The 14,836-nt window shown below is 40.3% G+C and carries 10 protein-coding genes; 7 read left to right on the top strand and 3 right to left on the bottom strand.

The window, feature by feature from the left end:
• Nucleotides 1-233 precede the first annotated feature (233 nt).
• Entirely contained in the window at nt 234-1,181 is a 948-nt protein-coding gene (locus BUF11_RS21755) for a S1 RNA-binding domain-containing protein (protein WP_073590986.1), read from the bottom strand.
• Between the two features lie 253 nt (nt 1,182-1,434).
• Here BUF11_RS21755 and BUF11_RS21750 point away from each other — a divergent pair, with 253 nt between their 5' ends.
• Together BUF11_RS21750 and BUF11_RS21745 are read left to right on the top strand one after the other, a co-directional pair.
• Entirely contained in the window at nt 1,435-2,280 is an 846-nt protein-coding gene (locus tag BUF11_RS21750) for a sigma-70 domain-containing protein (protein WP_073590985.1), read from the top strand.
• Between the two features lie 21 nt (nt 2,281-2,301).
• A complete protein-coding gene (locus tag BUF11_RS21745; protein ID WP_175562125.1) occupies nt 2,302-3,474 on the top strand; it encodes a DUF3810 domain-containing protein in 1,173 nt (390 codons plus the stop codon).
• Here BUF11_RS21745 and BUF11_RS21740 read toward each other — a convergent pair.
• Nucleotides 3,471-4,220 carry a hypothetical protein gene (locus BUF11_RS21740; RefSeq protein ID WP_073590984.1) on the bottom strand — a complete coding sequence of 250 codons (750 nt, stop codon included), beginning with the start codon at nt 4,218-4,220 and terminating at the stop codon, nt 3,471-3,473. The genes BUF11_RS21745 and BUF11_RS21740 overlap by 4 nt on opposite strands.
• A gap of 168 nt (nt 4,221-4,388) precedes the next feature.
• On the opposite strand from BUF11_RS21740, the gene BUF11_RS21735 reads away from it, so the two are divergent.
• The 4 genes from BUF11_RS21735 (at nt 4,389) to BUF11_RS21720 (ending at nt 11,427) form a co-directional block, all read left to right on the top strand.
• Nucleotides 4,389-5,684 carry a M18 family aminopeptidase gene (locus tag BUF11_RS21735; protein ID WP_073590983.1) on the top strand — a complete coding sequence of 432 codons (1,296 nt, stop codon included), beginning with the start codon at nt 4,389-4,391 and terminating at the stop codon, nt 5,682-5,684.
• Between the two features lie 382 nt (nt 5,685-6,066).
• The gene (locus BUF11_RS21730; protein WP_073590982.1) at nt 6,067-9,375 is read left to right on the top strand and encodes a DUF6240 domain-containing protein; all 3,309 of its coding nucleotides are present in this window, start codon (nt 6,067-6,069) and stop codon (nt 9,373-9,375) included.
• Nucleotides 9,365-10,828, top strand: coding sequence for a flagellin N-terminal helical domain-containing protein (locus BUF11_RS24995; protein WP_073590981.1), 1,464 nt, complete (start codon nt 9,365-9,367; stop codon nt 10,826-10,828). Before BUF11_RS21730 ends, BUF11_RS24995 begins: the two co-directional genes overlap by 11 nt.
• Nucleotides 10,829-10,947: 119 nt before the next feature.
• Nucleotides 10,948-11,427, top strand: a complete 480-nt coding sequence (locus tag BUF11_RS21720) for a flagellar export chaperone FliS (RefSeq protein ID WP_073590980.1) — start codon at nt 10,948-10,950, stop codon at nt 11,425-11,427.
• A 69-nt stretch (nt 11,428-11,496) separates the two neighbouring features.
• On the opposite strand, the gene BUF11_RS21715 is transcribed toward BUF11_RS21720, so the two are convergent.
• Nucleotides 11,497-12,525, bottom strand: coding sequence for a LacI family DNA-binding transcriptional regulator (locus tag BUF11_RS21715; RefSeq protein WP_073590979.1), 1,029 nt, complete (start codon nt 12,523-12,525; stop codon nt 11,497-11,499).
• A gap of 538 nt (nt 12,526-13,063) precedes the next feature.
• On the opposite strand from BUF11_RS21715, the gene BUF11_RS21710 reads away from it, so the two are divergent.
• On the top strand, nt 13,064-14,818 hold the full coding sequence (locus BUF11_RS21710) for a sensor histidine kinase (protein WP_073590978.1): 1,755 nt from the start codon (nt 13,064-13,066) through the stop codon (nt 14,816-14,818).
• Nucleotides 14,819-14,836: the final 18 nt, after the last annotated feature.

Here is a 14,836-nt window from a genome sequence, read left to right as displayed (position 1 = left end):
AAAAGAGCAGTCAGGAAGCAAGGCAGGAAATGTATGAGGACCTTTTTGAGAATACAAAAGCTGAGCAGCCGGATTCGTTAGAGGATGTACTGGAAAGAGTGGAAGAAGCAAAAGAAAAGAACAAATTCTTCCGGTTCTTTAAACACAATGTTATGAATGAAGAAATGGATAAGATGTAAGAAAGACTGCTGCAAATAGTTGCTTTGGCGATATTTGCAGCAGTCTTTCTTATATTAAGACAGTTTGATTTTAGAAAGGAGACCGGCTAATCCTGTGGAGGCCTCACCTCCGGAGCTGTATTCAAAAGGAACTGCTTCCACATTTTCAGAAACTTCCGCATTTCCTTCCACCGCTTTGATGCTAAGACTTATCTTACCGTCCTTGACATTTATTATCTTAACAGTTACTTCCTGCCCTTCCTTTAAGACCTCCCCGGGGGTTTTAAGCCGCTTGTTTGCAATCTGGGAAATATGAAGAAGACCTGATAGACCGTTGCCTAAGTTTACAAACGCACCGTAAGGAGCTAATTTTTCCACAATTCCTTTTGTAACAAGGCCTATGGGCAGATGGGATATTTTTGTAAGCTTTTCTTCGGCAGCGTGCTCTTTTTCAACTTCTTTGGCAGAAAGAACCAGCTTGTTCTTATCTTCCTCCACGGTAATAACCTGGACATCTATTTCTTTATTGACCCAGGAATCTAAATCCTCTACGTAGCTTAAGGATAACTGGGAGGCAGGTATAAAGGCGCGGATTCCAAGCAGATAGGTTGTTACACCTCCATTTACCGTCTGGGCAACCTTTACCTTTAAAATAGTCTTATTGTTCTGATATTCCTTAAGAGCTTCCCAGGAAAGGATGTTGTCGGCTTCCTTTTTGGATAAAAGGATATTTCCTTTCCCGTCATCCTCTTTGATAATAACACCGGATACCTCTTCGCCAATCGTTACGTCACCTTTAATAGAAAACCGGGGATTATTGCTAAGCTCTTCTAAGGGAATGATGCCCTCGGCATAGTAACCCAGGTCCACAGTAACTTCTGTATCGGATATGCCAATAACAGTTCCTTTCACCAGAGTACCTTCCTCGATTTTGTGAAGGGATTTGTTTATCTGTTCCTCGAACTCCTTCATGGAAGGGGCGTCTTCTGCAGGGACAGAGTTTACTTCTAATTCATCACTCATTTTTAATTCTCCTCTCTGAAACAGTCTTCATTGTTAATAGTATAGCGCATTAAAAGAATCTAGGCAAGACATGCCATCACTTATCTTACGGTAAACGCATTTGTAGTAATAAAGCTCAAAATTTGGAATGGCTATTTGCGGGAAGAATTAATGTATGGTAAAATAATGGTTAAGATAATAAATGGAAGGTCTTGCGGCAGGCAGGTTAAATAAGCGGCTATAAAAAATCGGATGTTCACGGAAAGAGGTTAATATGGAAGATAAAAATAAATTTCAGGAAATGTTAAAGGATGTTCTGGAGGTAGCAAGAGTACAGGCAAATGAGCTTGGAATGAACGAAATTAAAGAGTTTTTTGGGGATATGGGGCTGTCGGAGGAGCAGTATGAGCATATCTTTGCCTATCTGGCAGCAAATCACATAACGGTAAGGGGATATGTAAAGACAAAGGCTTTTGATGAGTATAGGGAAGTTGTACAGGAAGAACGGGAAGCATCCAAGGCGGATGAAGAGATTGCAGAAGATAAAAAAGAACATGGAAAGACAGAGGCGGAAGCACATATCCAAAAGGCGGATTCACAGTATCTTAAGATGTATTTAGAAGACCTGGAGGCGGTAAAAAAAGCAGATGAAGCGGAGCTTTCCACACTGTTTCAGGCGGTAAGAGAGAAAAAGGGCAGCATAAAGGAGCGTTTCATTGAGGTTCATCTTCCTAAAGTTGTTGAGATTGCAAAGCTTTATCAGAACAGGGGAGTCACCCTGGAGGACTTAATTCAGGAGGGAAATATTGGACTTTTATGTGCGGTGGAGGCTCTTTATACGGAGGCGGTTCTGGAAAATGAGATAGAATTTATAGAGGGCTATATAAAGAATTCTATGGAAGAGATAATCTATGAGAATAGTGAGAATAGCAGCTTTGAGAAAGAAGTTATAGATAAGATCAGTTACATTAGAAAGGCCTCTGATGAGCTTAAGGAAGAACTTGGAAGGGAAGGCAATATTCATGAACTGGCAAGACATGTAAAAATATCCGAAGAGGAATTAATTGACATTATTAATATGTCCGTAGATGGTGTAAAATTAAGTAAAAAGCACGAGTAGATCGAATCGGGGGGATACGCATTGCTTAAGAGGAGTACACAGCCGACAATAAATATAAAGTGGTATAAGGCTTTTTTAAGAAGACGGGTATTTCTGCTGCTTTTAGCACCTGTTGCCTTCTTCTTTTTACGGCTTGCAAAGATTAACCCGGATTTTGCAGAGCTCATATATGCAAGAAAAATATATAAAGGGGTTTCCCATGCTTTGAGCTTTCTTTCAGATAAGCTCCCCTTTTCGCTGATGGAAATTGAAATTAAGCTGCTGCCGTTTTTGGTTATCCTGGGACTTGTGTATTTCATATACCAGATAGTAAGCAGAAAGAAAAAGGGAAGGACTGCCGGTTACATAATAACACTTTCCCTGATTAATATCGTATGTATTGCAAGTGTGTTATTTTTTTTCTATGTGTCTATGGCAGGCATTAATTATCATAGATATTCCTTTGCCAAGATAAGCGGATATGACATTGAAAAGTCCTCTGCAGAGGATTTGTATAATATGACATTGGATCTCTCGGAAAGAGCGGCTAAAGTCAGAACCCTTATAGAACAGGGGGGCGGGGAATTTACGAAGGATGGCAGTGTAAGTATTGATAAAAGCAACTGGGAGGACCTTGTTAATGCAGAAGTTGTTGCCTACGCCAAGACCGGAGAGGAATATCCCGAATTAAAGGGGGATTATAAGTCTGTTAAAGCGGTAGCATCTTCAAAAGTTATGTCAGCCATGGAAATCACAGGAATATTCTGGCCCTTTACCATGGAGGCAAATGTTAATACCGATGTGGTGGATTACAGCATACCTGCCACCATGTGCCATGAGATGGCACACTTAAGAGGCTTTATGAGGGAGGATGAGGCGAATTTTATTGCCTATCTTGTATGCAGTAATTCCGATAACCTGGTCCTTCAGTACAGCGGACTTATGCTCGCCCTTACCTATGCAGGCAATCAGCTCTACAATCAGTCTCCCGAATACTATGAGAAGGTCAGGGCTACGTATACGACGGAGATGGCAGCAGACTTAAGGGCGGATTATTATTACTGGGTGCAATTTGAGGACACTGTAATAAGCACTGCTTCCAATACTGTCAATGATAGTTATTTAAAAGCAAACAGCCAGTCCGATGGAGTAAAGAGCTATGGGCGGATGGTGGACCTGCTGTTAGCAGAGTATAAAGCGAATCATCAAAATTAAGAAAGAGGAAATGCTTTTCTGCTATAAAGAAAGGCTCGTCCCTTCTTCCCGGTTTGTTCAATAACGCCCATCTGAAGCAGAAGCTTAAGGGCTGCGGAGAGGGAGATGTTCTTTAAGCCGGAGGCTTTTGAAAACTCCTTGGAAGTAAAGGGATTATCCAGGTTTTCCGGCAGCAGGAGCCAGTAATCGGAAGGGCTTTTAAGAAACATTTCCCCCGTAAGGCCTATGGGTATGCGGTCAACTTTTTCTGCCCCTTTTTTCTTATCCTTACTCCAGCCGTTTAGGAATTTATATTCCTCCAGGTCTATAAACAGCAAATGAATGGTTAATCCGGGGTCTAAGAGATAATCCTTAATCTTATACAATTCAGGAAGAATCTGAACAGCTTTTCCGGTCTTTGGGGATTTCCTTCTGGGGCTTACTTCCCCGGAGTCCTTATCCACCCAGCAGAGCCATTTCGTATGGGCGATCGGGTAGGCAATGGTAACGGGGGATTCCTTTAAGAATACGGAAAGCTTATTTCGCAGACGGTCAAAACTCTGCGTCTGTATTTCAATAATTCTTTCAGGGGTTACGATATCTGCATAGTAATTCTTGAATTTGATTTCGTGGTTTAGCTGGTCCGGCGCCAGATAGTTCTTTAATACCGCATGGATGGACTTCTCACCGAGAGTACCGATTCCATTTTCCGTTCTGGGGCTGTTAATAACCGTATTGATGGCTTGTTCAAACAAAAGGGTGTCCATAGTGACCTCTTCTATCCGGATATTTGAGTATATCCTTTTTATTATCTTAAGCATAAAACAGCAGGAGTGATAGGTCAAGATTAAATCCGTCTTGTTTAATAACTTTAAGTGGACTATAATAATAGCAATATGATATCTAAAAATAAGAATTTACCGGAGGAACATTTTATGAATGCGAAAGAAAGTGCAAAGGAGCTTTTGTCCTTTATAAAGGAGGCTACTTCCCCTTATCATGTTGTGGAGGAAGGTATAAAGTTTCTTAAAAAGGAGGGCTTTCTTGAGCTTGACTTTAAAGATAACTGGAAGTTGGAAAAAGGAAAGGGCTATTATATAAAACCTTATGGAACTTCCCTGTTTTCCTTTACCATAGGAAGCAGCTGGGATAACGGGCAGAACTTCCGCATAGCGGCAGCCCACACTGACCACCCGGGATTTCGCGTGAAACCGAATGCTGATATAAAAAGCGGTGCTTACCGGAAATTAAATACAGAGGTATATGGAGGCCCCATCTTAAATACCTGGATGGACCGTCCTCTCTCCTTAGCGGGCAGGGTGGCACTAAGAAGTGACGACCCTTTTCATCCGGAAATGAGACTTCTGGATATAAAAAAGCCCATACTAATTATTCCGAATCTTGCCATCCATGTAAATAAGGAGGTTAATAAGGGAGTTGAACTAAACCGTCAAACAGATACCCTTCCTTTGCTTTCTATGATAGAAGAAGATGTTTCAGAGGAGAAGTTCTTTGTCAGTTTCCTTGCAGAAGAATTAGGAGTTGAGAAAGAGAGAATCCTTGATTATGACATGTATATCTATAACAGCGAAGAAGGCGGCTTTGTTGGACTTAAGGATGATTTTGTATCCTGCCCGCGACTTGATAATCTGACCTCTGTATGGTCTCTGCTAAAGGGAATTGCAGAGGGAAGGAGAGAAGAGGGAATCAATCTGATTGCTCTTTATGACAATGAAGAAATTGGAAGTAAGACAAAGCAAGGTGCGGATTCAGCTCTTTTAAACCTTTTGCTGGAAAAAATCATGAGGGGATTATCTCTTTCGGAGGACAGTCTTTATTCACAGCTTACAGATAGTTTTCTGCTTTCCGTAGATGTAGCCCATGGGGTACACCCGAATCATCCGGAGAAGTATGACCCGACTAATTATACGGCGTTAAACGAGGGTATTGTATTTAAGATAGACAGTAATCAAAGATATACCTTTGATACGGAGGCTATAGCTATCGTGCAGCAGCTTTGTGAGGCAGGAGAGGTGAAATACCAGAAGTTTGTCAACCGCTCCGACATGCCTGGTGGCGGAACCTTAGGGCCCATTATATCTTCCTGGCTTCCGATGAAGACGGTAGACATTGGCATCCCTTTGCTTGCCATGCATTCCTCCCGTGAATTAATGGGTACAAAAGATCAGGTTTATCTGGATAAATTATTAGAAACATTTTTTGGGTTATAATATTTTTATTGTGAAAATAACTAACAGAATGAAAATAAAAAAGGATATATTGACAAAACGTACAAAAAGAGTTATACTTAAGTAAGTCAATACGAGAAGGTATTGTACTAGAGGTTGGAAGCGCGTTGGGGAACGTGAGAGGGCAAAGGCTATAATAGAATAAGACTAAACGAATACGTGTATCAGGAGTCTAAGATACAGGTTCGTTTAGTCTTATTTTATGTTTGTCTCCAATTATACAATATCCGGTTTTATATCTCTTTTAAGGATTCTCTTAAGAAAAGTCCCTTCCTGTCCGAAATATAATAAAATACCATAATACTGAAAACGGGCTTTATAAATAAAGTTTTACAGGCAGGATGCTGTAAAACAGGAGGAAGAAATGAATATAAATACAGTTTCAGAGCAAAAGGCTTCCACAGCGGCTTTAACGGCTGCAGATTCTTATGTTCAGCTGCAGGATAAGAAAGCAGAAGGAATCAAAGAAGCAAAAGAGACGAAAGAAACAACAAAGGGATTAGCAGGGGGAGCCGCAGGTTCTGCCCCGGTATCAGCGGGAGCTGTCTATACCGAGGGAGATAATACAAGCAGCCAGACCTGTGAAGAAACCGACAAAGAAGTATCACAAGAGGATACTGTATATAAAAAAGACACACAGGCTTCTGATAAGGATGCATCGAAAACCACAGAGCAGATGACAGAAAGTGATTATAAGGCTCTGGAAGAGGAAGGAATGTCCCTGGAAAAATTCGAATTGGAACGCCTTAATAGAATGTTAGTCCGAATAAAAGCACAAAGGGATATGGAAGAGCAGGGAGTAATTGACCAAAAAGAAAAACTTGTACAGGATTCACTGGCACAGCAGAATGTGGCCGTTGATTATTCCGTAAACAAGGAGCTTATTGACAGGCTGAATGCTTCCAATATTCCTGTAACAAGGGCGAACCTGATAAGGATAGCTTCGGGAGAGGAAAAGGCGAAAGCTGCACTTTCAATGTCTGACCAGGCGAAATATTATCTGATAAAAAACAGGATGGAACCAACTCTTGATAACATATACAAAGCAAGCTACAGTGCTTCCCAGACGAAAGAGAATACAGTAAATGAAAGCCAATGGGAGAGCGTTAAGCCGCAGGCAGAAAAGATTATTGAAGAGGCAGGCTTTCCGGTAAATGAAGATACGCTAAACAGTGCTAAATGGCTTTTGAGTCACAGCCTTGGGATAACAGAAAATAACCTTTGGGCAAGCTGGGACCTGGATGAGATAAAATCAAGCCTGACAAAAGGGGATGTTACAGACAAAATAATAACCTCTCTTGCAACGGGAGATACAACTTCTCCATCTTTAAGCTTTTTAGCAAAAGGGCAGACCGAGAGGGCAGTAAGAAACATTGATAATATCAGTGATACTGCCATACAGGCGGCTGTTTCAAAGCGTACCGACGGGGAAGCGGACCTTTTGTCCATAAGGGATTTGTATAAAGAACAAAAGCAGTTGACGGATGGCAATAACAGTCAGGCGGCTGCTGAAATTTTGGATAAGACGGCAGATAAAGACAAGGGGATTGATATAAAGACAGTAACGGTACGAAGAAGGCTTGAAGAAATCAGACTTAAGATGACTACAGAAGCCGGTGCAGACCTGTTAAAGAGGGGCTTTCGTCTGGAGACGGATTCCCTGCAAAAAATAGTAGAGGGATTAAAGGAAACAGAAGATAAGTATTACCGCGGCCTTTTACAGGAGGGCAATGTAAGCGAAAGCGATGAAAATGTCGAGGCGGTAAAGTCAAGTCTTCAAAAAATCGAAGAGTTAAAGAGCGCTCCGGCGGCTCTTTTAGGAAACACCATACATAGCTGGCAGCAGGAAACACCGGATACTCTTGTAACTGCGGCCGGAGATTATAAGAGAAATACAGCCGCCCAAAGCTATGAAACCCTTATGACCAAGCCAAGGAGCGATATGGGAGACTCTATCTCAAAGGCTTTCCAGAATTCCGACGGGCTTTTAAATGAGCTGGGACTTGAAGCCACCGAGGCAAATAAAAGGGCGCTTCGTATCCTGGGTTATAATAATATGCCGGTAACTGCCCAGAACATTGATCTGGTAAAGCTTCATGATGCCCAGGTTAACAACGTAATGAAGAATTTTCATCCAACCGTTGCGGTAGAATTTATCCGTAAGGGCATTAATCCCTCCGATATGCCGATAGAAGTGTTAAATGACCAGATAAATGCTGTCAAGGAAGAGATGGGGATAAGCGGGGAAGAGCATTTTAGTAAGTTCCTCTGGAAACTGGAGAAAAACAAAGGGATAACCGAAGAAGAGAAGAAATCCTTTATCGGTATCTACAGGCTTATTAATACCGTTGAGAAGTCAGATGGGGCGGCACTTGGTGCTGTAATAAAGGCTGACCAGGATCTCACTCTTAAAAATTTACTGACAGCAGTAAGAACAAAAAAGAGCGGCGGTATAAAGGCTGATATCGATGATGATTTTGGCACTCTAACCGAGTTTAATGCCAAAGGTGAATCTATTACAGAACAGATAAATACCGCTTATGCAAAGAATACAGAGACAAAGGCTTCTTATACGAAGGAGCTGTTAAGGGAATTAAAAGAGAACTTATCACCGGAGGGCCTTAAGAGCCTGGGGAATACAGAAAATATCGAAAACATGCCGATAGAGCAGCTTTTGGAAAAGGTAGCGGAACAAAGAGAGGCTGCGGACAGTTCCTATTATAATGAAAAAATAAATGAAATAAAAGAGGCTCTTACGAATGGTAAGGAGGCAGAAAATCTTTTGAAATCGGGAGAGATTCCTGTTACCCTGTCAAATCTGATATCAGCCAGTGACTTTATACAAAAAGGAAATACAACCTTCCACCGGTTAAATAATCTTCTAAAGAGAAAGGACATCTTTACGGAAGCTGCCTTGGAGCAGGACAGCCTTAAGGAAGAGTCTGTAATTGGCAGTGACAAAGTAAAAGCAGAGGAAGAAATTACAGGTAATGAAGCAGACCGAGAAAATGGGAAGACGGATTCTATCCTGCAGGAATTTTCCGAAAAGCTGATTGACAATCTTGAGGATTTACAGAAGGTAAGGGAAGCCTATACCGATATGGAAAACAACGTCCGTGAGATATTAAAAAGCTTTTACGATAAGGGCAGCCTCACCTCAAAAGATATCGGAGAATTAAAAAAGATCAGTAACGGGATGCAATTTATGACCCGGATGGCCTCCAGGGAGAATTACCAGATACCTCTTGTAACCGCAGAAGGAATAACCAGCGTCAATGTAACCCTTGTAAAAAACACAGGTGATACCGGAAAGCTGACAGTACGGGTTCCTTCGGATGAGCTTGGACAGCTGGAGTTAAGCCTGACAGTTAAGAATAATGAAGCAAGTGCCTTTATTACCTGTGAAAACAGAGCAGGGCTTAATGCCGTTAAGGAAAATGACGGGGAACTGTGGAAGGCCTTTTCGTCTGGGGATGCAAAAGTGAAACAGATTAATTATGGAATAGGTAATCCTTTTAGCGAAACCGGCCGATATAACAATTACAGGTCAAAAAATGAGGGAGAAACCGCAGCAGATACAAAGACGCTGCTTAAACTTGCCAAGACATTTATATTACAGATAAAGAAGATAGAAAATAACACAAAGGGAAAAGGAGAAATCAATGAGAATTAATCATAACATTTCTGCATTAAAGGCAAATAACCAATTAGTAAAGACAAATAAAAATCTCGATAAGAGCTTGGAAAAACTCTCTTCCGGATTTCGTATCAATAAGGCTGCAGATGATGCAGCAGGACTTGCTATTTCCCAAAAAATGAAGACCCAGATTGCAGGACTTGACCAGGCTTCCAGAAATGCCTCTGACGGTATCTCCATTATTCAGACGGCAGAAGGTGCGCTAAATGAAGTTAATTCCATGCTGGGGAGAATGAGGGAATTATCCGTACAGGCGGCTAACGGCACGAACACAGTGGACGACAGAAAATCCATACAGGCGGAAATAGACCAGTTAAGGCAGGAAATCCAGAGAATCTCCGACACAACAGAATTTAATACAAAGACTTTATTAGACGGAAGCATTGACAGGCAGTCCTTTACCAGTAATCCCAATGCTAAGTTGGTATCTGTTTCCGATACGGTTCCCAGCAAGGATTATAAGATTGAAATATCCACACCTGCCAGCAAAGCAGCTATTAATAGTACAACATCACCTGCCACAACGGCGATAACGGATGCTTCCTTTTACAGTTCAGCTTCCCCTTCAACACAGACCCCTGCCGGAACGGTTAATATCAATGGCAATGAGGTTAAGATTGAAAGCGGAGATTCTTTCGAAGTTGTCTATGAGAAAATTCGTGATGTCTGCGATTCAGCGAACATAGAATGTGCCAAGGTAAATGATCCGTCTCCTGCTACTACAAGCCATTTGGAGTTTTCTACGAAAGAATACGGCTCTGATAAATACATTAAAATAAACTGCAGCAATTCGGCATTATCAACAGCGCTGGGATTAACTTCTGTTGCTACGGGAACGAAATTCAGCGGAACAGATGCAGTTGTGAAAACACCCTTAACAAGTGTGGCAGGCTCTAATTTTTCATCTACGGCAACTGCTTCAGCAAAAGGAAATTTTGTAACCATAACGGATTCCAATGGATTTGAGATGGTATTTGATACACAGAATATAACAGGCTCCAATGTTTCTATAAGTGCTACTGTCCTTGACTCAGGCCCCATGAAGCTGCAAATCGGTGCCAATGAAAGCCAGACCATGGAAGTAAGGCTTCCCAAGGTGGACCCTGATACTCTCGGTATCAGGATGGTAAATATCTGCACCCAGGAAGGGGCAGAAGCAGCTATCAGTACATTTGAAACTGCCAATAACATGGTTAGTGCTATCCGCGCCAAGCTTGGTGCTTACCAGAACCGTTTAGAGCATTCCATCTCTAATCTGGATACTACCTCAGAGAATATGACAGAAGCCCTTTCCCGTATTGAAGACGTGGATATGGCGAAGGAAATGGCAACCTATACCCAGTTAAATGTACTTGCCCAGGCCGGAACTTCCATGCTCTCCCAGGCAAACCAAAGACCTCAGACAGTACTGACTCTTCTGCAGAGCTAGTTTGCATTTTTCAATTTCTATTTGGGCAGTTTCGCAAGTAAACTTGCGAAATGCATGGGAGCTAGTGTGAAATAAAAGCATTTCACATCCTGCTTTGATTAATGAAGGAGATATGGATTATGGAGAAAGATTTGGCCAGAACCTTTGCTGCTAGAATTACACAGGCTTCTAAAACAGAGCTGGTGGTAATTATGTATGAGGTCCTTTTATCAGATATTGCGTCAGCGAAAGAATATTTTCATAAGGGAGAAGACGAGAAAGCCATGCATGATATAAAGCATGGACAGAAGTTTCTAAATGAGCTTATGAGTTCCCTTAATTACCAGTATGAGATATCTTTAAACCTGATGAGCCTTTATATTTTCGTCAATAAGCGCATAATGGATGCCTATTATAAAAAAGAGGCAGAGGCGCTGGACGAGGCAAAAGAAGTATTGGAAATCCTTATGAAGGGGTTTTCGGAAATTGCTGCCGGGGATAAATCAGGGCCTGTTATGACCAATACCGGACAGATATATGCGGGGCTAACCTATGGAAGAGGTACCCTGAATGAAACCTATGTCGATCCCAATCAGGCAAACAGAGGATTTATGGCTTAATAAGAATCAGAAAATAATCAAGTAAAGGGATTGCTGCAAAGCTATTTAAAGCAGCAATCCCTTTTGTATTTATAGTTTTTTATCCATTTGATTTATATCTGATTTGATCTTACAGGGACCAGTGGATTGTCGCTTAATGAATTTTGCCCTCTGAAGAAGCTTACTGATAGAGACATTGTGAATTAATCCGTCCAGCAAAAGGAAAGCGCTTTTCCCAAGATCTACACGGTCCTGTCTTATGGTTGTAAGCGGAGGAGACAGCTGTGAAGCAATTGGGAGGTCATCAAAGCCTATTACGCTGATGTCACCCGGAACCTTTAGCCCATGCTTTACGACCTCTGCAATAACACCCGAAGCAATCAAATCGCTGGCGCAGATAATTGCTGTAGCACCGTTCTTTAAAAAAGAAGGGACATGGTTTTTTGCACAGTCCGGTACATAATAACCAAATTCTATGAGATTCTCATCCGGTGTAAGACTGTGTTTTTTCATGCTGTTTATAAAAGCGCTGTAACGCTGGTCGGAAACCATGGAATTCTTGGAACCGTTAAGAAAAGCAATTTTTTTATGGCCCAATTCCTTTAAATGGTCGACCGCCAAGTCGATACCCTCTTCACTGTCTGTACCTACATATCCCACATGATGATTTCTTTCAATATAATTATCCAGAAGGACCGTGGGAACAGTAGTCTTATTCAGCTGCATAATCCAATCGTCATGCAAGGTAAATCCTAGAAAGAAAGCTCCGCTGTAACCGTTTTTCAGCATATAAGTGTCATATTGTTCTTCTGTCTGGAGAGTCAGGCTTGACGGGACAACAGTAACTTCCCAGTGACGCCTGGCAGCAGATAATTTAAAACCCACGATGATATCGTATCCGAACTGGTCGATGTTCTCATAGTCCATGTTTTCAATAAATATGCATACCTTACGTGTAGTTGCCGTTCTCATCTTCTTAGAAGCGTACCCCATTTCAACAGCAGTATTCAACACAAGCTGGCGCATATCATCGCTGATGTCACTTGCTCCGTTTAATCCTTTTGATACTGTACTGACTGCTATTCCAAGTTTGCCTGCGATATCTTTTATGGTTGCCATGAATACACTCCCTGATTTATTAATAGGTGAATAATTTAAAAGTAACCTAAGTATAAACCGAAAAAACGTGCATTTCAATAGTTTTATTCTCCTGCTTTTCTCTGCTTTTTAAAACATCAATAAGTAAATCCATTACGTCATGAACGATTCCGGGAAGAGCTTTATAAAGCACTTATTATTTATGAATTTTCGAAAAAATAATTATGGCGTGCAAGATAGCATTTTATATAAACATAAAAGTCACAAAGCATTCAATCATTGTTATATATGTATAAGAAAATGAAGTGGATAAAAGGAAATATATATAAAACAACCATATATATGAAAAGTATAATTGACAATAAAAATCAAAAGTGCTATTCTGATTACATAAAGCGAAAATTTACGAAAATACGAGAGGCGGTGAAAGTAAAAATCATTGAATTGCAGGGATGGAATAATTTCTATAATTATTGCTCTGGTAATGTTATCTGAAATTTTAATTATAGTAACTTCTTAAATATATTGACATGGACTTAATGGATTAAGGGAGTACTGCATGAAGAGAAAAAAATTGTTTTATGGTGATACCATTCACAAACGCCTTGTATCAGCTTTTTTACTTGTAATAATCAGCTGTTTATTGCTGTCCGGAATAGTATCCTATGTAGCGCTTATTTCTGTTGAAAAGAATAAGACAGAAGTGGAAATGATTTCTAATCTGGAACAAGTGACTCAGAATATGGACCGGTTATTCTTAAGCATGTGCCAGATATCGGAACAAATGATGCAGCAGGGAAACTTAGGTATCTTACTAAATTCATATCTTACAACACAAAATTCTTATGAGCTATACCATATTAAAAAGCAAATTTGTACCGACATGGTAACAGTGGCATTTCCGAGCTCAGATATCAATCTCTTGTCTTATTATAATTACAATACCCAAAGAAATATCTTCGAAAGCTTTACATTTAAAGAAGGATATGATTTTAACCAAGTGCCGGAATTGATCCGGATAGGGGATATTTCCTATAACGGGTTTCATCCTTCTTTTAGAAAATATCAAAATGATATGGTTATCTCCTTAAAAAGGGAGAGCAAATTTTCGGAAAATATAAGTGGTCTGATTTACATCGAAGCAAAGCTGGATTTGCTGGGTTATATTCAAACCAGACAAAATGATAAGAATAGTAAAAAAATGGAGTGCATAATATTGCAGGCAGATAAGAAAGGAAATATCTGTTATAGCAGTGATAAAGATATATTTCCCGTTAAGAAAGATTTCACCTTACATAGTATCTTTCCGGATGGAAAGGAAAAGGGAGTATACGGACAGTATTTTGCAGTTGCCAAAACCAGTAAAATGGGATACACAAATCTGTTACTGATTCGTATGAGCGATTATAAAAGAGAACTATATCAATGGTTTGACCGCAGTTTAATTGTTTTCATAGTTTCTATTGTGCTGCTTTATTGCATGGTATTTATCATTCATCGAATCATATACGGTCCTTTGAAAATATTCGGAAAGGAAATCGACAAATTAGGGGAAGGAAGTTTTGAACTGACGGATTATGATTCGGGAGTTTTAGAATTCAATCAATTATTTGAACAATTCAACAAAATGAAGCGGCAGATTAAAAAGCTTATTACGGATGTTGAGATTGCGGAAAAGGAGAAAAACCAGTTAGAAGTTGAAAAGCTCATTTATCAGATAAATCCTCACTTTTTAATGAATACACTTAATTCGGTCCACTGGTTGGCGAAATCCCATAATCAACCGGAAATCAGTAAATTTATAACAAACCTGAATTCGATACTTGCATACAATCTCGGAAAACTGGATAAAGATACAACATTCCGTTCGGAGATAAATATGCTGCAAAATTATATTGATCTGCAAAAAATGAGATATGATTTTGATGCAAGTATTGATGTGGAGGAAGGCCCTTATTTGGATCAGCCGACAGTTCGCTTACTGCTTCAGCCGTTAGTAGAAAATGCAATCAGGTATGGACTGGGGGACCAAGGGATCATTGAAATACGTATTTTTTATCATGATGTCCGAAATTATGTGGTACTCATGATTGAAGATCATGGAAAAGGACTTTCGAAAGATAAGTTAATGCAGCTTCAGGAACCTTTCCGCTACAACCAGGATTCCAAGGAAAACTCCGGAATCGGGCTAAGATATGTACGTTCTATGCTGGAAACATACTACGGAGATAAAGCTATTATGAACATTAACAGTGAAAAAGGAAGAGGTACGAAGATAACTCTTCTCTTACCATTAAATAAGGAGGGAAGTTAGGTTGAAAAAACAAAAAAG

This window comes from Anaerocolumna xylanovorans DSM 12503 (genome assembly GCF_900143645.1).
Classification (GTDB): domain Bacteria; phylum Bacillota; class Clostridia; order Lachnospirales; family Lachnospiraceae; genus Anaerocolumna; species Anaerocolumna xylanovorans.
The sequence above is the reverse complement of the archived record's forward strand: the minus strand, read 5'-3'. Positions and strand labels throughout refer to the sequence as shown.